The organism is Micromonospora sp. NPDC049559 (genome assembly GCF_040676675.1).
In the GTDB taxonomy this organism is placed as follows: Bacteria; Actinomycetota; Actinomycetes; order Mycobacteriales; family Micromonosporaceae; genus JBFAPK01.
In genome coordinates this window covers 164,358-185,497 of the sequence record NZ_JBFAPK010000011.1, presented here as the reverse complement: position 1 = coordinate 185,497, position 21,140 = coordinate 164,358, and the positions used below count along the sequence as shown (strand labels likewise).

Genomic DNA, 21,140 nt, shown 5'->3' with positions numbered 1-21,140 from the left:
CGTGGTTACTTCCGGCGCAGGCTGGGCATGCCGCGGGGTCGGTGTCCGCAGCGTCGTCAGGGGGGCGAGCAGCATGGCCAAGGCCCCGCGGCAGCCGACCCAGCTCTCCGGCGGCTCCTGGTGGCAGGTGCTCCGGCGTACCGTCCGCGAGGCCCAGGACGACGAGCTGACCGACCGCGCCGCGGCCCTCACGTACTACGGCGTGTTGTCGATCTTCCCGGGGCTGCTGGTCCTGGTCTCCGTGATCGGCCTGTTCGGCAAGCGGACCACCGACGACGTGCAGGGCACGATCCACGACGTGCTGCCGCAACCGCAGATCCGCACGATCCTCGACAACGCGATCAACCAGGTGCGCGACAGCGGCGCCACGGCCAGCGCGGTGGCCGCGCTGAGCCTGCTCGGTGCCATCTGGTCCGCCTCCGGCTACATCGCCGCGTTCATGCGCGCCTCCAACGCGATCTACGACGTGCCGGAGGGGCGGCCGATCTGGAAGACCCTGCCGGTCCGGCTCGGGGTGACCGTGCTGATCGGCGTCATGCTGCTGGCCAGCGCGCTGATCGTGGTCTTCACGGGCCGGCTGGCCGAGGCGGCCGGCGGCGCGATCGGGCTCGGCTCCACCGCAGTGACCGTCTGGAGCATCGCCAAGTGGCCGGTGCTGCTGATCCTGGTGAGCCTGATGTTCGCGATCCTCTACTGGGCCTCGCCCAACGCCCGGCACGGCGGCTTCCGCTGGGTCAGCCCGGGCGGGGTCTTCGCCGTCGTCGTGTGGCTGGTGGTCTCGGCGCTCTTCGCCGGGTACGTGTCGAACTTCGGCTCGTACAACAAGACGTACGGGACGCTGGCCGGAGTGATCGTGTTCCTGGTGTGGCTCTGGCTCACCAACGTGGCGATCCTGCTCGGCGCGGAGTTCGACGCCGAGTTGGAACGCCGGCGCGCGATCGCGGCCGGCCACCCGCCGGAGGAGGAGCCGTACGTCGAGCTCCGGGACGACCGGAAGCTGCGCAAACGGGAACGCGGCGAGCGGGACTAGGCCGCTTTTCGTCAGGGGAGGCCGGCCGGTCCTCATGGAACGCGGCCTGGCCGTTAGCTCAGGGCCAGGCGCCCCGCTCGCGCAGCAGTCGCTCCCGCAGCAGCTTCAGCTCGACGCCCGGCTCGCTGCCGATCTCGGTCGCGACGTAGTCGTGCACCCGCTGGTAGACCTGGAAGGTCTCCACCTGGCGGCCGCACCGGTGCAGCGCGGTCATCAGCTGCGCCTGCAACCGTTCCCGGCTGAGGTTCTCCGCCGCCAGGCTCACCAGGTCGGGTACCGCCTGGAGGTGCAGGCCGTTGGAGAGTTCGAGGTCGAAGCACTCCTCCGCGGCGGTGAGACGCAGCTCGGTCAACCACGCGGCGCTCGGCCCGAAGGCGTGCCCGTCCAACCCCTCCAGGGCCCGTCCGCGCCACAGGGTCAGCGCCGAGCGGTAGAGCCGTACCGCCTGACCGGCCTGGTCCTGGGCGGTCCGGCGGGCCAGCTCGACCAGGTGCGTGAAGATCCGGGCGTCGACGTGGTCGTCGGGTACGTCCAGCTGGTAGCCGCCCGGACGGGTGACCAGCATCGTGGGCGACGCGCCCTGCTCAATCAGCCGGCGGCGGAGCGCCGCCACGCAGTTCTGCACCTGCTTGCGGGCGGTCGGCGGTCCGGGGCTGTCCCAGGCCGCCTCGATCAGGCGCTCGGTGGAGAGCCTGCCGCCCGGGGCCAGCAGCAACGCGGCGAGGATCCGTCGGTGGCGCAGGGCCGGCAGCTCCACGGAAGCGTCGGCTGTGCGTACCTCCAGGGGACCCAGAATCGAGAACTTCATGATCCCCCCGAGCAGATCGATGCGTTCCGTCTCCGAGCGATAGCACTCCGGATCGTCGGCCAGAAGATCGGAGCGTGTCAAGAGAGGCGGATCGATGACTTGGGGATGACAGGGTGGTGACAAGGCGGTACCCGAGCAGGTGCGGGAACGATGACCGGGCTGACGAAACTGTTTGCCGTGTTGGCGGTTTCGGTGGAAGTTGCCGACACACGCAAAGATCTCGGTCGATCGGTGTGGTCGCGGCGATACGTCGCCGGCGAGTGATCGAACGGGACCCGGCAAGCGATGGAACGGGGCCGAAAATGATCGTCAACGCCGGATTGCTGCTCGTGAACAGCCTCGCCGCGGCGGTGCTGCTGCTGGCGGGGCTGGCCAAACTCGTCAGCCCGGAACACCTGCGCCGGGCGCTCGTCGAGCTGGGCGCCCGCAGTGCGCTCGGCACCGGCGGCGCGGTACGGGCGGTCGCGCTCGCCGAGTGCGCCGCCGCCGGCGTCCTGGCGGTACGCCCGGCCTGGTGGCTCGGTTCGGTGCTGGTCGGCGCGCTCGGCCTGAGCTTCGCCCTGCTGGGTCTCGTCGGCGCGGTACGCGGCAGCCAGGAGCCGTGCGGCTGCTTCGGCCGGCCCGCCGGTCGGCCGCTCGGCCGGGTGAGCGTGCTCACCGGGTTCGGACTGCTCGCCACCGTCGCCGTGAACGTCTGGTCCGGTGCGACGCCGTACGAGCCGGCCGCCGGTCCGCTCGGCGCGGCGCTCGCCCTGCTCGTCCTCTGCCTGGTGACCAACCGCTCGTGGGTCGTACCGCTGGTGCGTCCGCTGCTGACCTCCCGGGCCCGCACCAACCCGTAGCGCCGTCCGTGACCGGTGACGCCCGCGCGTACCGGTAGAGAGAAGGGAACCGATCGTGACCGTCTTCTTCGGTCTCGTCCTGCTCGTACTCGCCTGCGCGGTCGTCCTGCTCTTCGCGATGCTCGGCGAGTTGGCCTCGCGGGTACCGACGCAGGACCAGACCCCGAGCAAGCAGGTGGAGCCGATCGAGAACGCCAAGCTGGGCGCCGAGCCGCTCGAATGGCCGGCCGAGCTGGCCCACGTCCCCGCCCGCGACGCGAGCGTGGTGCTGGTGCTCAGCTCGTCCTGCGCCAGCTGCGAGAAGATCGCCGCTCAGGTGCCCGCCGCGCTGGACCGCGGCGTCGACCTCACCGTGGTGGTGTCCTGCGGTATCCGCGAGCGCGGCGAGGACTTCGCCAAGCGCCATGGCTTCCACCGCACCCACACCTACATCGACCACGGCGGCACCTGGAGCACCCAGAAGTTCGGTGTGGATTCAAGCCCCGCAGCCCTCCTGTTCCGACGCGGCCGGCTGCAGACCGCGTTGCTCTTCTGGGATCTGGACAGCGTGCTGGCTGCGGTGGGACGCGTCGACAACGAGATCCAGGAGGTGTCATGACCACGTCGACAAGCAAGACCACCGTCCGGCGTCGCGGCGTGCTGCGCGGCATCGGGGCCGGTGGGCTGGCCGCGGCCGTGGCGGTGTTCGCGAAGGGCTCCCCGGCGCAGGCCGCGAACTGGGAGTGCTGCAACCTCGTCTACGTACCGCCGAACGTTTCGCTCTCCAACTGCCTGGCCTCGAACCACTACGTCTGGACCTGCACGTTCGGCACGGTTGGTCCGTACTACCGGTGCCAGTGCTGCGAGAAGAAGAACTCCAGCGGTACGACCATCGGCTCGGCGTCCGGCTGTACCTGCCTCTCCAACTGCGGCTGACCCGGATGGCGGTCTGGTTCGCCGTCGCCGTGGCCGGGGCGCTGCTCCAGGGCTACAGCCCTTGAGGTGTCTCCATGGCCGGGGTCGCCGGTCCCATGTTGCGGTATGACCGCTCCGGCGGTATCCGTTTCCTGCTCGGCCTGCTGATCGGCGGGCTGCTGGGAGCGGCCGTTCTCGCGGTGCCGGTGTACCTGGTGTCGGTGGCGGTGCAGGCCGTCGTACCGGAACCGGCGCGGTGGGTGCTGCTCGCCGTGGTGGTGGCGGGGTTCGCCCTCGCCGACTTCACCCAGCGCACGCCGCACGTCTGGCGTCAGGTTCCGCAGTCGCTGGTGAACACCCTCCCGCCCGGCGCGCTCGGGCTGGTCTGGGGGTTCGACCTGGCGCTGTTGTTCACCACCCAGAAGACCACCTCGCTCATCTGGGCCGGCCTGGCGGCACTGGTGCTGTTCAGCCCGGCCCTGGTACCCACGGCGCTCATCGTCGTGGCGGCGCTGGCGGCGATCTCGATGGTGCTGCTCAGCCTCCGGGTGCCGACGACGACACCCATCCACGAGGAGAAGAAGGGCCGGAGATGGCAGGACTGGCAGAGAATCCTGCGTCGGGCGTCCGGGACCACGCTGGTGGTCGCGGCGGTGGCTCAAGGGTTGCTGACGATCTGGGCGTGACCCCGGTCTACGAGCCCGACCCGTCGGGCGGGCAGGTGGTCATCACCCGGTTCGAGTGCCCGAGCAGGTGGGTCCTGCTGCGACTCGTGGTCCTGCACGTGAGGATCAAGCGAGCCGTCCAACGGCGGCTGCCGGAACTGATCGGCAGCCGGATGGTGGTCGGCTGGCGTACCAACACCCTGTTGAGCATCTCCGTCTGGCCGGACCTGGACAGCATGTACGGCATGGGCTCCGTCCCGCAGCACGTCACCGGCGCCCGGGTGCCGAGCCGGCTCGGTGTCGTGACGACCTGTGGCGTATTCACCTTCACCGGGGACTGGCGCAAGATCATGTTTGGCGCGCCGGTTCCCGCCCGCTCACCCCTGTGGTCCTCGGACGGCGATGTAGCGAAATGACGGAAGAGAAGGGAAGTGTCATGGCCATACCCACCGACCGCGGCGTGGTCGCGCTGACCAAGGACGACTCCGGACGGACCGCCGTGATGATCGGTACCGGCGTGCACGAGGGCGAGATCCAGGGCGTCTTCGCGATGCACGTCGGCCCGGGGCGGATCGTGGTCGACCCGCAGGTCCCGCTGAAGGCGGGCGCCGCGGGCCAGTTCACCACCGAGGCCGTCGACGTCCATGTCGGCTCCGACGGCGCCGTGTACGTGAAGAAGATCGACGCGACCGGAGACCTGCGCACGTTGCAGCGCAGCACCTGACCGCACGCCATCCCGCACCAGGGGCGGGGGTGGAGCCCATCGGACCGGTGGGCTCCACCCCCGCCCCGCGGCGTTTCGGTCGTCCCGCCTGCCTGGTCGTCCCGGCCGTCCCACGTGCCTGGTCGTCCCGGCCGTCCCACGTGCCCGGTCGCTCCGGCCGGAACGTCCCGGCTGATCGGCCCGCGCCGCGTCGTTGGTGGTCGATGTGGCCGGCGCCGGACGCGATGACGCCGGTCATTGTGCCCGCCGGTCCATCGAGGACTTCTGCTCGCACGGGCAAAAGTTACGGGGACGTGTTGCGAAAGTCTTTACAGCGCCAGCGTTTGGAACCTAGCATTTCCCGCACAACCTCGGGCTGTTACATCGATGTGACAGCTGGTGGTGAGGTTTTCGGCTGTCAACCGACCGGAGGTGGCCGCGTTGCGTACGGTCGAAGCTCCGCATCTGCGCCTCCTGCGGTTACTGCGTGATCAGGGCGCGGTCTCCCGCGCCGAACTGGCCGACCGGCTGGAACTGCCCCGCCCGCGCCTGCTCGCCGAACTCGGACGCCTCGTCGACCTGGGCTACGTGGCCGAGGCGGGGCTCGCGGCCTCGCGCGGCGGCCGACGCTCCACACTGGTGGAACTCAGCTCGCAACTACGCTTCGCCGCCGTCGACCTCGGCGCCAGCTCGGTGGATGTCGAGGTGGTCAACGGTCGCCTCGAACCGCTCGCCGCGTACGCCGAGGCGGTGGACATCCGGTCGGGGCCGAAGCTGATCCTCCAGCGGGTCAACGACCTGCTGGCTAAGGCGAAGGCCGACGGGGCCTACGAACGGCTCTCGGCGGTCGGCATCGGCGTACCCGGCCCGGTCAGCTTCCGCGACGGCGTACCGGTCTCGCCCCCGATCATGCCGGGCTGGGACCGGTTCCCGGTCCGGGAACTGCTCACCCGCGAGCACGGCTGCCCGGCGGTGGTCGACAACGACGTCAACATCATGGCGATCGGGGAGCGGCACGGCGGCGTCGCGCACTCGGTCGACGACTTCCTCTTCGTGAAGATCGGTACCGGCATCGGCTGTGGTATCTACCTCAGCGGCGAGGTCTACCGGGGGGTCGACGGCTGCGCCGGCGACATCGGCCACATCCAGGTCGACTCGCACGGCCCGATGTGCTCGTGCGGCAACGTCGGCTGCCTGGAGGCGCTGTTCAGCGGGTCGGCGCTGGCCAAGGACGCCACGGTCGCCGCGCGCGGCGGCACCTCGCCCGCGTTGGCCGAGCGGCTCGCGGCCAACGGTACGGTCACCGCCCTCGACGTGGCCGAGGGGGCCGTCGAGGGCGACGTCACCTGCATCCGGCTCATCCGCGACGGCGGGCGCCGCGTCGGCGGCGTCCTCGCCGGCCTCGTCAGCTTCGCCAACCCGTCGATGATCGTCATCGGAGGAGGGCTCGCCCAGTTGGGACACATACTGCTCGCCGAGATCCGCAGCGTGGTCTACCGCCGGTCTCTGCCGTTGGCCACCGGCAACCTGCCGGTGGTCCTCTCCGAGCTCGGGCCGCGGGCCGGCGTCGCCGGTGCCGCGGTGCTCGCCAGCGACGTCGCCTTCGGGGAGGCGTCGTGAGCGAACCGGCCGGTACCCCCGGCGAGGTGGTGCTCCGCCTCACCGACGTGGTCAAGACCTTCCCGGGCGTACGGGCGCTCGACGGGGTGCACCTGGAGGTGCGGGCCGGCGAGGTGCACTGCCTGCTCGGCCAGAACGGCGCCGGCAAGTCGACCCTGATCAAGGTCCTCTCCGGCGCGCACCGCCCGGACAGCGGGGCGATCGAGTGGCTGGGCGCGCCCGCCTCCTTCGACAACCCGCAGGCCGCCATGAAGGCCGGTATCTCCACCATCTACCAGGAACTCGACCTGGTCGAGGACATGACGGTGGCGGAGAACATCTTCCTCGGGCACGAGCCGCGGCGGCTCGGCTTCGTCCAGCGCGGCCTGATGCGCCAGCGGGCGAGCGCGCTGCTGGCCCGGCTCGGCCACCCCGAGATCCCGGCCGGCCGCCCGGTGCGGCTGCTGCCGGCGGCGGCCAAGCAGATCGTGAGCATGGGCCGGGCCCTCTCCCACGAGACCCGCGTCATGATCATGGACGAGCCGAGCGCGGTGCTGGCCCACGACGAGGTGGAGAACCTGTTCCGGATCATCCGCCAGCTCACCGCCGCCGGCATCGCGGTCATCTACATCTCCCACCGGATGGAGGAGATCCGGGAGATCGGGGACCGGGTCACCGTACTGAAGGACGGGCGGGCCGCCGCGGTGAACCTGCCGGCGCGCGACACCCCGACCCGCGAGTTGGTCACCCACATGACCGGCCGCAACATCGAGTACGTCTTCCCGGAGCGGCCCCGGCGTCCCGAGCCGCAGGACCCGCCGCTGCTGGACGTGCGGGACCTCTCCCGCGCGGGCGAGTTCAGCGACGTCTCGCTGCGGGTGCACGCGGGCGAGATCGTGGGGATCACCGGGCTGGTCGGCTCGGGCCGCTCCGAACTGCTGGAAACCATCTACGGCGCGCGCCGGCCGGAGACCGGCGAGGTCTCGGTGGCCGGACGGCCGCTGCCGCCCGGACGGGTCGGCGCGGCGGTACGGGCCGGGCTGGGCATGGCGCCGGAGGAGCGCAAGAGTCAGGCGCTGCTGCTCGGCGAGCCGATCTACCGGAACATGACGCTGGCGACCTTCGCCCGGTACGCCAGCGGCGGGTTCACCCGGGCCGACCGCGAGCGCGCGGCCAGCGACGGGATCGCCGACGACCTGCACCTGCACCCGCGGGACGTGCGCCGGGCCGTCGGTACGCTCTCCGGCGGCAACCAGCAGAAGGTCGTGGTCGGGCGGTGGCTGCTGGGCGGTACGAAGCTGCTGCTCCTCGACGAGCCGACGCGCGGCGTCGACGTGGGCGCCCGGGCCGAGCTGTACCGGGTGATCCGGCAGCTCGCCGACAGCGGTGTCGGGGTGCTGATGGTCTCCAGCGAGGTTCCCGAGGTGCTGGGGCTCGCGGAGCGGGTGCTGGTGATGCGCGAGGGCCGGGTGGTCCACGAGGGCCCGGCGGACGAGCTGGACGAGTCAGGCGTTCTCGACCTCGTCATGGCGGGATCCCTGCTGGAGGGAGAGCCAGGGCTGAGCGACCAACCGAGCGAAGAGGTGACAGCGTGACCGAGATATTGCCCGAGCGGGGTGCGGTCTCCGGCCCCGAGCAGCCGGCCGACGGTGGCCCGCCGAGACCCGAGGGTGACCACGGTGGGAAGGCGCCCGCCCGCGAGCGGGGATTCGCGGCCTGGTGGCGCGGTGACGCCGGCGAGCCGGTACGGCGCAACAGCGCGCTGATCGTGGTGCTGCTGGCGCTGATCGCCTTCGCGGCGTACCGCCGCCCGGACGTCTACCTCGACCCGGACCGGGCGATCAGCAACATCATGACGATCCTCACCCAGGCCAGCGCGGTCGGCGTGCTCGCCGTCGGGATGACCTTCGTGATCATCGGCGGCGGCATCGACCTCTCGGTCGGCTCGCTGGTGGGCCTGGCCAGCGTCTGGTGCACGACCGTGGCGACGCAGGAGTTCGGGATGCTCGGCATCCTGTTCACCGCGGTGACCGTCGGTACCATCGCCGGCCTGGTCAACGGGCTGCTCATCGCGTACGGGCGAATGGTCGCCTTCATCGCCACGCTGGCGATGATGGTGGCGGCGCGGGGCCTGGCCGCGCAGATCTCCAACAAGACGACCCAGCTGGTCAGCGTCGAGGGCATCAACGGTCTGGCCGAGAGCAAGATCCTCGGGATTCCGCTGCTGGTGCTGGTCTTCCTCGGCGTGGTCGTGATCGCCTGGGTGCTGCTCAACCGCACCACCTTCGGTCGGCGTACGGTCGCGGTCGGGGGCAACCTCGAAGCGGCCCGGCTCGCCGGCATCAACGTGAGGCGCCAGACCCTGCTGCTGTACGCCCTCTCCGGGCTCTGCTGCGGCATCGCCGCGATCATCCTGGTCTCGCTGTCGAACGCCGGCGCGTCGACGCACGGCGAGTTCTACGAGCTGGACGCGATCGCGGCGGCGATCATCGGCGGTACCGCGCTGGCCGGCGGTCGCGGCACCATCGTGGGCACCCTGCTCGGGGTCCTGGTCTTCGCGATGATCACGAACCTGTTCATCCTGCTCAACCTGCAGGTAGAGGTACAGAACATCGTCAAGGGGCTGATCATCATCGGCGCCGTGCTGGTACAGCAGTTCCGCATCGGCGGGCTGCGAAAACGACCAGCGGCACCGAAGGCCGCCTAGCGGCCGTAGTGGGAACCGTGGCCGCGCCACGGTGCGGACCACCGGCGACCGGCCGGCGGTGCGAGCACCAGCGCGGTCGCGGGGCCCGGTCGGATCCTCGACGCCCGCTCCGCCCTCACCCCAACACCACTCGCGACCAGGAGGTCGTTATGTCGCAAAAGTCGGGCGACGTTTCTCGCCGGAGTCTGCTCTTCGGCGGTGCGGCGGTAGGCGCCGGTACCCTGTTGGCCGCCTGCACCTCCAACGAGAAGAGCGGCGACTCGGGCGCCGGCTCGCAGACCGTCGCCGGCAACAGCAACACGGAACCGGGCAAGCCCGTCAAGATCGGTTTCTCGGTGCCCGCGGGCGACCACGGCTGGATCCTCGCCGTCACCACCAACGGCAAGGCCCAGGCGGCCAAGTACTCCGACGTGACCTTCTCGGCGGTGGAGTCGGGCGGCAACGACCCGGCGGTCCAGCGGGCGGCGGTCGAGTCGCTGATCCAGCAGAAGGTCGACGCCATCGTCTTCCTGCCGCACGAGGGTGACAAGCTCGAACCGACGGCGCTGAAGGCGATGGAGGCCGGCATCCAGGTCATCAACCTCGACCGGGAGTTCAGCAACCCCTTCGCCTACCGCAGCCTGATCAAGGGCGACAACTACGGCATGGGGGTGGCCGCCGGCAACTTCATCGCGGCCGAGCTGAAGAAGGCGAACAAGGGCCCGGACGCGGCCATCGCCGAGATCGGCGGGATCGACTTCCTCCCGCTGACCAAGGAGCGTTCCCGCGGCTTCAAGGACGCCCTCACGAAGCACGGCTACCAGGTCCGGCACCAGGTCTGGGCGGACTTCACCCCGGCCAAGGGCCAGTCGGTGACCGCCAACCTGCTCCAGTCCGCGCCGAAGCTGGACGCCGTCTGGAACCACGACGACGACCAGGGCATCGGCGTGCTGGCGGCCATGAAGCAGGCCGGCCGCAACGAGTTCTTCATGGTCGGCGGCGCCGGATCGCGCAACGCGATGGATTCCATCAAGAAGGGAGACACGCCGCTGCGGGCCACCGTCACCTACAGCCCGACGATGGCCTCGTCGGCGGTGTCGATCGCCCGCCTCATCGCCCAGGGCCGCGGCATGGGCGACCTGGCCGAGCTGCAGGTACCCAAGACGATCGTGCTCGCCTCCGAGACGATCACCAAGGAGAACGTCGACGCGTACCTGCCGCTCGGCTTCGCATCCTGAACGGAGTAACCAGCTGTGTCCACTGTAGAGAAGGAGCTACGCGTCGGCCTGGTCGGCTACGCGTTCATGGGGGCCGCGCACTCGCAGGCGTGGCGCACCGTGAACCGCGTGTACGACCTGCCGGCGCGGGCCCGGATGGCCGTGATCTGCGGCCGCGACGAGTCGAAGGTGGCCGACGCCGCCGGCCGGCTCGGCTGGGACGAGTACGCCACCGACTGGCGTGAGGTCGTCAACCGGGACGACATCGACGTGATCGACGTCTGTACCCCGGGCGACAGCCACGCCGAGATCACGATCGCGGCGCTGGCGGCGGGCAAGCACGTGCTGTGCGAGAAGCCGCTGGCCAACACGGTCGAGGAGGCTCGGGCCATGGTCGCCGCGGCGGCCACGGCCCAGGCGGCGGGCGTACGGGCGATGTGCGGGTTCAACTACCGCCGGGTCCCCGCGGTCACCCTCATGCGCGAGCTGGTCGCCTCCGGCCGGCTCGGCGTGATCCGGCACGTCCGCGCCGCGTACCTGCAGGACTGGATCGTCGACCCCCAGTTCCCGCTGGTCTGGCGGCTACAGAAGGACAGAGCGGGCTCCGGCGCGCTGGGCGACATCGGCGCCCACATCGTCGACCTCACCCAGTACGTGACCGGGCAGCGCATCACCGGCGTCAGCGCGGTCACCGAGACGTTCGTGAAGGAGCGCCCGCTGTCGGCGGAGTCCAGCGGCCTGGCCGCCTCCGCCGGCAACGGCTCGGCCGACGCCGTACCCACCGGCCCGGTGACCGTCGACGACGCGGCGGTCTTCGTCGCCCGGCTCGACGGCGGCGCGCTCGGCACGTACGAGGCGACCCGCTTCGCGACCGGACGCAAGAACGCGCTGCGGGTCGAGATCAACGGCTCGCTCGGTTCGGTGGTGTTCGACCTGGAACGCCTCAACGAGCTGGAGTTCTACGAGGCCACGGGCCCCACCACCGAGCAGGGCTTCAAGCGGATCCTGGTGACCGAGCCGGAGCACCCGTACCTGGCGGCGTGGTGGCCGCCGGGGCACATCATCGGCTACGAGCACTCCTTCACGCACGAGATGCGCGACTTCATCGAGGCGATCGCCACCGGTGCCGACCCGAGCCCGTCCTTCACCGAGGCGTTGCAGGTCCAGCTCGTGCTGGACGCCGTGGCGCGCTCGGCGGAGGCCGGCTCGTCCTGGACGGAGGTCGAGCCGGCCCTGGCGACGATCGCCGCGTAACCCGACCCGGTGCCCCGGCCGCCGCCACCGGCGACCGGCCGGCGGACCGTCCCACCACCCGAACCAGCCACCCACGAGACCATCCACCCGCGGGGTCGCGCCGCACCGGCGACTCCCCGCCCGACAGGCTCCCCCGGACACCGACCGGCGAGGAACCGCCGCGCGGTTGCGCCCCGCGCGACGGTAGGTCGGCCCGGAGGGGCGGGCAGCACCGGGCCGTGCCACGGTCCCGGGGCCGCCCGGAGGTAACGCGGTCGTCCGGTACGGCCGGACCGGGATTCCCCGGCCGTACCGGACACCGGACCCGCACCGCCGCAACCGCCCGCCACCAGCAAACGCCCGCCCGACGGGCGGGCCCGACCACCACCACATCCGAGCGGATGTGCGCAGACTCCGGCTGGACCGCCGTGCGGACCGACGCCGTCGGTCCAGCCGGCCGCAAAGCGGGGGAGGCAAGGTCGCGACGCCGACCGACCTTGCCTGCCAGCCCCGTCCGCCCCGCACCGGAGCGGGACCGGATGACCACGCCGTTGCCGCCGACTCCGGCGAGGTCACCCGGGGTGCCATCCCGCGACGGTCGGGGCGGACGGGGCCCTTTACCCAACCAACTTCCTCAATCCCGCACCAACCCTTCCGATCGGATCATTCGTCTATTTAAATCTTGCTAAGCAGTCTTCCTGCACGGAAGGAGCCCGGAATGCGTACGGGTATCTGGCTGGTCGGCGCGCGCGGTTCGGTCGCGGTCACCAGCACCGTCGGGGCCCTGGCCCTGCGGGCCGGGCTCGCCGATCCGACCGGCTGTGTGACAGAGCTGCCGGCGCTGCGCACCCCGCGCCTGCCCGGCTTCGCCGACCTCGTCTTCGGCGGGCACGACGTGGCGCTCACCCCGCTGGCCAAGAAGGCCGAGGCGCTCGCCGACGCCGGGGTGCTGCCCGGCCGGCTGGTGGCGACGCTCCACGACGAGCTGGCCGCGGTCGAGGAGGAGATCAGACCGGCGCCGACCGCCGAGCGCCAGGCCGACGCCGTCGCCGCCATCACGGCCGACCTGGACCGGTTCCGCCGGCGGCACGACCTGGACCGGGTGGTGGTGGTCAACGTCTCGTCCACCGAGCCCGCGCCGCCACCGCACCCGGCCCACGCCGACCTGGCCGCGCTGGAGGCGGCGCTGCGTACCGAGGCGGCCGTGCTGCCGCCCAGCGCCGCGTACGCGTACGCGGCCTTCGTCGCGGGCTGCGCGTACGTGGACTTCACCCCGTCGACCGGTACCCGGCTGCCGGCGCTGGCCGAGCTGGCCCGGCGGCGGGGGCTGCCGTACGCCGGGCACGACGGCAAGACCGGCGAGACGCTGGTCAAGTCGGTGCTGGCGCCGATGTTCGCGATGCGTCACCTGCGGGTGCGCACCTGGTCCGGGGTCAACCTGCTCGGCGGCGGCGACGGCGCGAACCTGGCCGAGCCCGCCGCGAACGCCGCCAAGGCGGCCAGCAAGCAGCGCGTGCTCGGCGAGACGCTCGGGTACGTCCCGCAGGGCAACACCCGCATCGAGTACGTGGACGACATCGGGGACTTCAAGACCGCCTGGGACCTGGTCACCTTCTCCGGTTTCCTCGGTACCTCGATGCGGATGGAGTTCAGCTGGCACGGCTGCGACTCGGCGCTGGCCGCGCCGCTCGTGCTCGACCTCGCCCGCCTCACGGCGGCCGCGCACGCCGCCGGGCGTACCGGGCCCCTGGTCGAGCTGGCCTTCTTCTTCAAGGACCCGCTCGGGTCCGGCCCGCACGCGCTGGCCGAGCAGTGGGCCGAGCTGGTCGGCTTCGTCCGCGGGCTCGACGCCGGCATCGGCGCCGAGACGGCCGGCGCCGAGGGGACCGCAGGCGAGGCGAGAGCCGGCACCGAGGGGACCGCCGGCGACGAGGGGGACCGCCGTGGCGTCGCTGGCTGACGTGGCCGAGCTGGTCCGCGCCCCGGCCGCGCTCTCCGTGCCGGGCGACGTGCTCGCCGGCGCGGCCGCCGCCGGACGGCTGGACCGGCGCAGCCCCGGACTGGCCGGCGCCTCCGTGCTGCTCTACTGGTCGGGCATGGCCGCCAACGACTGGGCCGACCGGCACATCGACGCCGAAGAGCGGCCGGGCCGGCCGATCCCGAGCGGCCGGGTCTCGCCGACCGCCGCGCTGGGAATCTCGGCCGGGCTCACCGCCGCCGGGCTCGCGATCGCCGGGTACACCGGCGGACGCAGGTCCCTGGTCGCGGCGGCCTCGCTGGCCGGCGCGGTCTGGGCGTACGACCTGGGCGCCAAGAACACCCCGGCCGGGCCGGCGGTGATGGCGCTCTGCCGGGGGCTGAACGTGCTGCTCGGCGCGAGCACCGGCCGGCCGCTGCGGGCGCTGCCGGCGGCGGCCACGGTCGCCGCGCACACGTACACGGTCACCGCGCTCTCCCAGCGCGAGATGCAGGGCGCGCGGTGGAGCCTGCCGGCGACGACCCTCGCCGGTACCGCGGCCGTCGCCGCCGTCGCCGCGACCGGCCACCGCCGCCCGGGCTGGCGCGGGCTGCTCCCCGGCGCGCTCGCCGGCTGGTACACCGCGCAGTACGGCGCCGCCCAGGTCCGGGCCGCGGCCGAGCCGACGGCGCCCCGGATCCGGGCCGCCGTCGGCGCCGGGATCACCGGCCTGCCGGCGTTGCAGGGCGCGCTGGTGGCCCGTACCGGAGCCGGGCTGCTGGGGCTCGCCGTGGCCGCCGCCGCGCCGCTCGGCCGGCGGCTGGCGCGGAAGGTGTCGCCGACATGAGCGGCCGGCAACGCTCGTCCGGCCGGCACCGGCGGGGCCCCGGCCGGCAGGGCCACGGCTCCGAGGGGCCCCGCTCGCGGGGCCCGGGGCGGCCCGGACCGCGACCTACCTCCCGGCGCGCCCGATGAACGCCGGAGTACCGGCCGGCGGTGCCCCGGCCTCCCCGGAGGTGGTGCCGCCGCGCCTCGGGTACGGCACCAACGGCTTCGGCAACCACCGGCTCGACGACGCGCTGGCGATCATCGCGGACCTGGGCTACCAGGGGGTCGCGCTGACCCTGGACCACGACCACCTCGACCCGTACGCCCCCGGGCTGGCCGGCCGCGTCGCCGCGGTCGGCCGGCGCCTCGCCGAGCTGGGGCTGGGCGTGGTGGTCGAGACCGGGGCGCGCTACCTGCTCGACCCCTGGCGCAAGCACGCGCCGACCCTGCTCGACGACGACCGCGACCGGCGCGTCGACTTCCTCCGCCGGGCCGTCGCCATCGGCGCCGACCTCGGCGCCGAGGCGGTCTCCTGCTGGGCCGGGATCCGGCCGGGCGGGCTGCCCGCCGGCGCCGCCTGGGACCGGCTGGTGGCCGGCTGCGCCGAGGTGGTACGCGCGGCCGACGCGGCCGGCGTGCCGATCGGCTTCGAGCCGGAACCGGGCATGCTGGTGGCCGAGATCGCCGACTGGTGGCGGCTGCGGCGCGACCTGGGCGACCCGCCCGGCTTCGGCATCACCCTCGACATCGGGCACTGCCGGTGCCTGGAGCCCGCGCCGGTGCCCGAGTGCGTCGCGCAGGTCGCCGCGCACCTGGTCAACGTACAGATTGACGACATGCGGCGGGGCGTGCACGAGCACCTGGAGTTCGGCACCGGCGAGATCGACTTCCCGCCGGTGCTGCGCGCGCTCGCCGACGCCGGATACCGCGGGCTGGTCGCGGTCGAGCTGCCCCGGCACTCGCACGCCGCACCGGCCGTCGCCGCCCGTTCGATCGACTTCCTGCGTACCGCCGCCGAACAGGCCGGGATCAGACCGGTGACCCCCACCGGGGCCACCGGCGGAAGGGAGGTGCCGTGACCGTCGAACGACTGCGGGCCGCACTGGAGGCCGCCGTACCGGACCGGGACTGGCTGGACGGGGCGCTGCGCGCCGTCGCGGCCGAGCCCGCCGCGATCGGCCGGTACTTCGCCGCGGCCGGGCGCCGGTGCGGCCGGGCCCCGCTGCCGGACGCCGCCGGCTGGACCGCCGACGAGGCCGCGCGGGCACTGCTGCTCGCGGCGCTGCCCGCCGCGGCGGTGACCGGGTGGACCGAGACCCTCTACCGGCAGGGCGACGCGACCGAGAAGCGGGCCGTGCTGCGGGCCCTGCCGTTGCTGCCGGTCGGCGCGGAGGCGGTACCGCTGCTGCACGACGCGATCCGGACCAACGACACCCGCCTGGTCGCCGCCGCGCTGGGTCCGGCCGCCCGCCACCTGGACCCGGCGACCTGGCGCCAGGCGGTGCTCAAGTGCGTCTTCATGGGCGTACCGCTGGACGTCGTGGACGACCTCGACGAGCGGGCGGACACCGAACTGGCGATCATGCTGGCCGGCCTGAACGAGGAGCGCCGCGCCGCCGGCCGGGCGCTGCCCGCCGACGCCACCGCCCTGTTACAGCGGCTGACCAGCGCCCCGACCGGTACCGCCAAGGAGGCGTGATGCGCATCTTCGACCCGCACATCCACATGACCTCACGGACCACCGACGACTACGAGCGGATGGCCGCCGCCGGCGTACGCGCCCTGGTCGAGCCGGCGTTCTGGCTCGGCCAGCCGCGCACCAACGTGGGGTCGTTCCTCGACTACTTCGACTCCCTGGTCGGCTGGGAGCCGTTCCGGGCGGGCCAGTTCGGCATCCGCCACCACGCCACCATCGCGCTGAACCCGAAGGAGGCCAACGACCCGCGCTGCCGGGACGTGCTCAAGGAGCTGCCGCGCTACCTGGAGAAGGACGGCGTGGTCGCGGTCGGCGAGATCGGGTACGACTCGATGACCCCGGCCGAGGACGAGGTCTTCGCCGCGCAGCTCGCGCTCGCGGTCGAGCACGACCTGCCGGCGCTGGTACACACGCCGCACCGGGACAAGGCGCGGGGCACCGAGCGGACCCTGGCCGTGGTGGCCGAGTCCGGCATCGACCCGGGCCGGGTGCTCGTCGACCACCTGAACGAGGTCACCGTCGAGCTGGTCCGCGACAGCGGCTGCTGGCTCGGCTTCTCCATCTACCCGGAGACGAAGATGTCCCCGCCCCGGATGGTGGAGCTGCTGCGCCGGTACGGCACCGAGCGGATGCTGGTCAACTCGGCGGCCGACTGGGGACGCTCGGACCCGCTGCTGACCCGGGCCACCGGGGACGCGATGCGCGCGGCCGGCTTCGACGACGACGAGGTGGACCGGGTGCTGTGGCGCAACCCGGTCGAGTTCTACGGCCAGTCCGGCCGGCTCGACCTCGCCGAGGCGGCCGGGGCCGCGCCGACCTTCGAGGGCAACTCGATCCTGCGGGGAGGCAGCTGATGCGACTGCGGCATGCCGACGGGCAGACCGTCCACCTGAGCTACTGCACGAACGTGCACCCGGCCGAGGACCTCGACGGGGTGCTCGCGCAGCTCGACGCGTACGCGGTGCCGATCCGGCGCCGGCTCGACTCCGACGTACTCGGGTTGGGGTTGTGGCTGGCCGCGCCGGTCGCGGCCGAGCTGGCGGCGCGGCCCGAGGCGCGGCGGCGGCTCCGTACCGAGCTGGACGCCCGGGGCCTGGAGGTGGTCACGCTCAACGGCTTCCCGTACCGGTCGTTCCAGGCGCCGGTGGTCAAGCACGCCGTGTACCACCCGGACTGGACCACGCGCGAGCGGCTCGACTACACCCTCGACCTGGCCCGGATCCTGGTCGACCTGCTCCCCGACGACGCGGCCCGCGGGTCGATCTCCACGCTGCCGCTGGCCTGGCGGGAGCCGTGGGACGCCCGGCGGGCCGCCGCCGGCGACCGCGCCCTCGCCGAACTCGCGGCCGGCCTGGCCGAGCTGCGCCGCGACAGCGGCCGGACGGTGCGGGTCGGCTTCGAGCCGGAGCCCGGCTGCGTGGTGGAAACCACCGCGCAGGCCGCCGAGCGGCTCACCGCCGCAGACCCGGAGTGGCTCGGGATCTGCCTGGACCTGGCGCACCTGGCCTGCGCCTGGGAGGAGCCGGCGGCGGCGCTGGCCCGGCTGCGCGCGGCCGGGCTGCCGGTGGTGAAGGTGCAGGTCTCCGCCGCGTTGCAGGCCGCCGACCCGGTCGCCGCCGAGGAGGTGCTGCGCGGGTACGTCGAGCCGCGCTTCCTGCACCAGACCCGCGCCGAGGTGGACGGGCCGGCCGGCGACCCGGCCGATCCGGGGCGCAGCGCCGACGACCTGGACCTCGCCCTGGCGGCGGGGCTCGCCGGGGCCTGGCGGGTGCACTACCACGTGCCCGTGCACGCGGCGCCCGAACCGCCGCTCACCTCGACCGTACCGGTGCTGCGGGCGGCGCTGGCCGAGCTGCTCGGCGGCGCGGACGCCGGCTGCGACCACCTCGACGTGGAGACGTACACCTGGGGGGTCCTGCCACCGGCCCGGCGCCCGGGCACACCGGACGAACTGGCCGCCGGCATCGCCGCCGAGCTGGCCTTCACCCGGGACGAACTGGTCGCGCTGGGGCTGGCCGCGCGGCCGGGGACGATCGGCCGGACGCGGGCGGTGCGGGCATGAACAAGCTGCTGGTGCTCGACGTGGTGGGGCTGACGCCCCGACTGCTGGCCCACATGCCCCGGCTGCGGGCCGTCGCCGAGGCGGGCTTCTCGGCCGAACTCGGTACGGTCCTGCCGGCGGTGACCTGCTCGGTGCAGTCCACCTTCCTGACCGGGGCGCTCCCGGCCGAACACGGGATCGTCGGCAACGGGTGGTACTTCCGCGACCTCGGCGAGGTCTTCCTCTGGCGACAGCACAACGCGCTGGTCGGCGGCGACAAGTTGTGGCACGCGGCCCGCCGGGCGGCCCCCGGTTACACCGTGGCCAACGTCTGCTGGTGGTACGCGATGGGCGCCGACGTGAACTGGACGGTGACGCCCCGCCCGATCTACTACGCCGACGGGCGCAAGGAGCCGGACTGCTACACCGACCCGCCGGAGCTGCACGACGAGCTGACCGGGCGGCTGGGCGACTTCCCGCTCTTCACGTACTGGGGGCCCGGGGCGGGCATCCCGTCGTCGCGCTGGATCTGCCGGGCCGCCGAACAGGTCATGGCCGACCACGACCCGGACCTGACCCTGGTCTACGTCCCGCACCTCGACTACGACCTGCAACGGCACGGCCCCGGCTCGCTGGAGGCGGTGGTCGCGGCCAAGGCCGTCGACCAGGTGCTCGGCCCGCTGCTGGACGCGGCGGCGGCGCGCGGCACGACCGTGGTGGCGCTCTCCGAGTACGGCATCACCGACGCGTCCCGGCCGGTCGACGTCAACCGGCTGCTGCGCGCCGAAGGGCTGCTGCGGGTCTACACCCAGGACGGCATGGAGTACCTCGACCCGTGGACCTCCCGGGCGTTCGCGGTCGCCGACCACCAGGTGGCGCACGTCTACGTACGGGACCCGGCCGACCTGCCGGCGGTGACGAAGCTCTGCGCCGGGCTGCCGGGGGTGGCGCGGGTGCTGGACGCGGCCGGCAAGGCCGAGCACGGGCTGGACCACGAGCGCGCCGGCGAGCTGGTGCTGGTCGCCGAGCCGGACGCCTGGTTCACGTACTACTACTGGCTCGACGACGACGCAGCCCCGGACTTCGCCCGGCTCGTGGAGATCCACCGCAAACCCGGGTACGACCCGGCGGAGCTCTTCTTCGACCCGGCCGCCCCCGGCGCCGCCAAGCGCCGGGCCGGGTTGGCGCTGGCCCGCAAGAAACTCGGCATGCGGTACCTGATGGACGTGGTGGGGCTGGACGCGGGCGCCCGGGCGGTACGCGGCTCGCACGGCCGGCTGCCGGACGACCCGGCCGACGGGCCCGTGCTGCTCTGCTCCGACCCGGCCGCCGCGCGCGACCGCTTCGCCGCCACCGAGGTCAAGGAGCTGCTGCTCCGGCTGGCCGGGCTGCCGTCGCCGGGGGTGGACGCATGACGGCGACCGCCCCGCTGCCCGACACGGCCGGACTGCGGTCCCGGTTCGACGCGGAGCTCGCCAACTTCCTCGACCGGCAGGACCCGGACTGGCCCGACGGCGCCCCCCGCGGCGTGTTCCGCACCCTGCACCGGTTCGTGCTGGCGGGCGGCAAGCGGCTGCGCCCGCTCTTCTGCTACTGGGGCTGGCGCGGAGCCGGCGGTGCCGACGGTACGCCCATCGTGGTCGCCGCGGCGGCGCTGGAGCTGTTCCACGCCTTCGCGCTGATCCACGACGACATCATGGACGGCAGCGAGCGGCGCCGGGGCGAGCCCTCGGTGCACCAGCTCTTCGCCGACCTGCACGCCCGTTCGGCCTGGCGCGGCGACGCCGGCTCGTACGGGCGCAACACCGCCCTGCTCTGCGGCGACCTCTGCGCGGCCTGGTCCGATCAGATGTTCCACGAGTGCGGGCTCTCCACGGACGAGGTGCACCAGGGCTACCGGATCTTCTCGCTGATGCGTACCGAGGTGATCGCCGGGCAGTACCTCGACCTCGTCTCCGGGGTCGGGGACGGGTCCGTGGCGAGCGCCCTCACGGTGATCCGGATGAAGGCGGCGCGGTACACGGTGACCCGGCCGCTGCAGATCGGCGCCGCGCTGGCCGGCGCCGGTGCCGACCTGATGACGGCCCTGGCCGCGTTCGGCGACCCGCTCGGCGACGCCTTCCAGCTCCGCGACGACGTGCTGGGCGTCTTCGGCGACCCGGCCGTGACCGGCAAGTCGATCCTGGACGACCTGCGCGAGGGAAAGCGCACCGTGATGATGGCGCTCGCCCGGGACAGCGCGGACCGCAACCAGGCATTGCGGATCAAGACCCTCTTCGGGAACCCTGGGCTCGACGCCGACGGCGCCGCCGAGCTGCGCGAAATCATCGTGGCGACCGGCGCGCTGGATCGGATCGAACAAATGATCAGAGTGCGTACCGAGGCGGCGCTGGCCGCGCTGGAGCAGGCGCCGGTGGTGCCGGAGGCGCGCGAGGTGTTGGCGGCGTTGGCGGCGGAGGCGGTGGATCGGCGGCTCTGACCCGTCCCGGGGTGCCTCGGGCTCGGTGCTGCCTTGGGTGGTGCCTCGGTTCGCGGGGTGCCGGGTGGGCGCGTGGGTTTGGGCCGTCACCCGCTTCCTCGGGTCGTGCGGGTGCCGGGTGGGCGCGTGGGTCGCCGTGCGGGGGTTGGGGGCCGGATTACCCGCTCTGGGCGGTCAGGCTTGATCCCGTCGCGGGCAATCCGGCCCCCAACCCTGACCTGGTCCGGGTCCGTGCGGCCCGGTCCGGTTCGGACCCTGACCTGGTGCGGGTACGTGCCGCGCTGCCGGCCGGGGGCCCGGCGACGGGCGACTTTTCTTCGGTCTGAACAAAAGTCCCTCGGAGTCGGGCAGAAGGTATGGACACATCGAACGACAGAAATTAATCTCTCTCCCAACACGAGGATGTTTCGTCGATGTAACCGACGGCGCGGTTTGCCCATCGACTGGTGACCTCCGAGCGCG

General features: G+C 72.8%; 21 protein-coding genes. 20 read left to right on the top strand and 1 reads right to left on the bottom strand.

Features of this window, described 5'->3' with window-relative positions; translation table 11 throughout:
* Positions 1–73: 73 nt before the first annotated feature.
* A complete protein-coding gene (locus AB0J86_RS15495) occupies positions 74–1,030 on the top strand; it encodes a YihY/virulence factor BrkB family protein (protein ID WP_363857436.1) in 957 nt (318 codons plus the stop codon).
* A 58-nt stretch (positions 1,031–1,088) separates the two neighbouring features.
* Here the strand turns inward: AB0J86_RS15495 and AB0J86_RS15490 are convergent, their stop codons facing one another.
* The gene (locus AB0J86_RS15490; protein ID WP_363857434.1) at positions 1,089–1,838 is read right to left on the bottom strand and encodes an AfsR/SARP family transcriptional regulator; all 750 of its coding nucleotides are present in this window, start codon (positions 1,836–1,838) and stop codon (positions 1,089–1,091) included.
* Positions 1,839–2,140: 302 nt separating this feature from the next.
* Between AB0J86_RS15490 and AB0J86_RS15485 the strand changes: the two genes are divergently transcribed.
* The 19 genes from AB0J86_RS15485 (at position 2,141) to AB0J86_RS15395 (ending at position 20,678) form a co-directional block, all read left to right on the top strand.
* Positions 2,141–2,680: a MauE/DoxX family redox-associated membrane protein gene (locus AB0J86_RS15485; RefSeq protein WP_363857433.1), complete on the top strand. Its 540-nt coding sequence runs from the start codon at positions 2,141–2,143 to the stop codon at positions 2,678–2,680.
* Between the two features lie 55 nt (positions 2,681–2,735).
* Positions 2,736–3,278, top strand: a complete 543-nt coding sequence (locus AB0J86_RS15480; RefSeq protein ID WP_363857431.1) for a hypothetical protein — start codon at positions 2,736–2,738, stop codon at positions 3,276–3,278.
* Positions 3,275–3,595 carry a hypothetical protein gene (locus AB0J86_RS15475; RefSeq protein ID WP_363857429.1) on the top strand — a complete coding sequence of 107 codons (321 nt, stop codon included), beginning with the start codon at positions 3,275–3,277 and terminating at the stop codon, positions 3,593–3,595. The genes AB0J86_RS15480 and AB0J86_RS15475 overlap by 4 nt, the downstream gene beginning before the upstream one ends.
* A 74-nt stretch (positions 3,596–3,669) precedes the next feature.
* Positions 3,670–4,260 carry a hypothetical protein gene (locus AB0J86_RS15470; protein ID WP_363857427.1) on the top strand — a complete coding sequence of 197 codons (591 nt, stop codon included), beginning with the start codon at positions 3,670–3,672 and terminating at the stop codon, positions 4,258–4,260.
* The gene (locus AB0J86_RS15465) at positions 4,257–4,655 is read left to right on the top strand and encodes a hypothetical protein (RefSeq protein WP_363857425.1); all 399 of its coding nucleotides are present in this window, start codon (positions 4,257–4,259) and stop codon (positions 4,653–4,655) included. Before AB0J86_RS15470 ends, AB0J86_RS15465 begins: the two co-directional genes overlap by 4 nt.
* Positions 4,656–4,675: 20 nt before the next feature.
* Complete coding sequence (locus tag AB0J86_RS15460) at positions 4,676–4,963, top strand: hypothetical protein (RefSeq protein ID WP_363857423.1); 288 nt, start codon at positions 4,676–4,678, stop codon at positions 4,961–4,963.
* A 420-nt stretch (positions 4,964–5,383) separates the two neighbouring features.
* Positions 5,384–6,562, top strand: a complete 1,179-nt coding sequence (locus tag AB0J86_RS15455; RefSeq protein WP_363857421.1) for an ROK family protein — start codon at positions 5,384–5,386, stop codon at positions 6,560–6,562.
* Positions 6,559–8,136, top strand: coding sequence for a sugar ABC transporter ATP-binding protein (locus tag AB0J86_RS15450; RefSeq protein WP_363857419.1), 1,578 nt, complete (start codon positions 6,559–6,561; stop codon positions 8,134–8,136). The genes AB0J86_RS15455 and AB0J86_RS15450 overlap by 4 nt, the downstream gene beginning before the upstream one ends.
* Positions 8,133–9,248 (top strand): ABC transporter permease, encoded by a 1,116-nt coding sequence (locus tag AB0J86_RS15445; protein ID WP_363857417.1) that lies wholly within the window; start codon positions 8,133–8,135, stop codon positions 9,246–9,248. Before AB0J86_RS15450 ends, AB0J86_RS15445 begins: the two co-directional genes overlap by 4 nt.
* Positions 9,249–9,397: 149 nt before the next feature.
* Complete coding sequence (locus tag AB0J86_RS15440) at positions 9,398–10,465, top strand: substrate-binding domain-containing protein (protein WP_363857415.1); 1,068 nt, start codon at positions 9,398–9,400, stop codon at positions 10,463–10,465.
* 15 nt (positions 10,466–10,480) lie between these two features.
* On the top strand, positions 10,481–11,698 hold the full coding sequence (locus AB0J86_RS15435; protein ID WP_363857413.1) for a Gfo/Idh/MocA family oxidoreductase: 1,218 nt from the start codon (positions 10,481–10,483) through the stop codon (positions 11,696–11,698).
* 697 nt (positions 11,699–12,395) lie between these two features.
* On the top strand, positions 12,396–13,637 hold the full coding sequence (locus tag AB0J86_RS15430; protein WP_363857411.1) for an inositol-3-phosphate synthase: 1,242 nt from the start codon (positions 12,396–12,398) through the stop codon (positions 13,635–13,637).
* Positions 13,621–14,481, top strand: coding sequence for an SCO3242 family prenyltransferase (locus AB0J86_RS15425; RefSeq protein WP_363857409.1), 861 nt, complete (start codon positions 13,621–13,623; stop codon positions 14,479–14,481). Before AB0J86_RS15430 ends, AB0J86_RS15425 begins: the two co-directional genes overlap by 17 nt.
* A gap of 124 nt (positions 14,482–14,605) precedes the next feature.
* Complete coding sequence (locus AB0J86_RS15420) at positions 14,606–15,541, top strand: sugar phosphate isomerase/epimerase family protein (protein WP_363857407.1); 936 nt, start codon at positions 14,606–14,608, stop codon at positions 15,539–15,541.
* The gene (locus AB0J86_RS15415) at positions 15,538–16,161 is read left to right on the top strand and encodes an EboA domain-containing protein (protein WP_363857405.1); all 624 of its coding nucleotides are present in this window, start codon (positions 15,538–15,540) and stop codon (positions 16,159–16,161) included. Before AB0J86_RS15420 ends, AB0J86_RS15415 begins: the two co-directional genes overlap by 4 nt.
* A complete protein-coding gene (locus AB0J86_RS15410; protein WP_363857403.1) occupies positions 16,161–17,012 on the top strand; it encodes a TatD family hydrolase in 852 nt (283 codons plus the stop codon). Before AB0J86_RS15415 ends, AB0J86_RS15410 begins: the two co-directional genes overlap by 1 nt.
* Positions 17,012–18,220 (top strand): metabolite traffic protein EboE, encoded by a 1,209-nt coding sequence (gene eboE, locus AB0J86_RS15405; RefSeq protein ID WP_363857401.1) that lies wholly within the window; start codon positions 17,012–17,014, stop codon positions 18,218–18,220. The genes AB0J86_RS15410 and eboE overlap by 1 nt, the downstream gene beginning before the upstream one ends.
* Positions 18,217–19,614 (top strand): nucleotide pyrophosphatase/phosphodiesterase family protein, encoded by a 1,398-nt coding sequence (locus AB0J86_RS15400; protein ID WP_363857399.1) that lies wholly within the window; start codon positions 18,217–18,219, stop codon positions 19,612–19,614. The genes eboE and AB0J86_RS15400 overlap by 4 nt, the downstream gene beginning before the upstream one ends.
* Positions 19,611–20,678, top strand: coding sequence for a polyprenyl synthetase family protein (locus tag AB0J86_RS15395; RefSeq protein WP_363857397.1), 1,068 nt, complete (start codon positions 19,611–19,613; stop codon positions 20,676–20,678). Before AB0J86_RS15400 ends, AB0J86_RS15395 begins: the two co-directional genes overlap by 4 nt.
* The last annotated feature ends 462 nt before the right edge of the window (positions 20,679–21,140 follow it).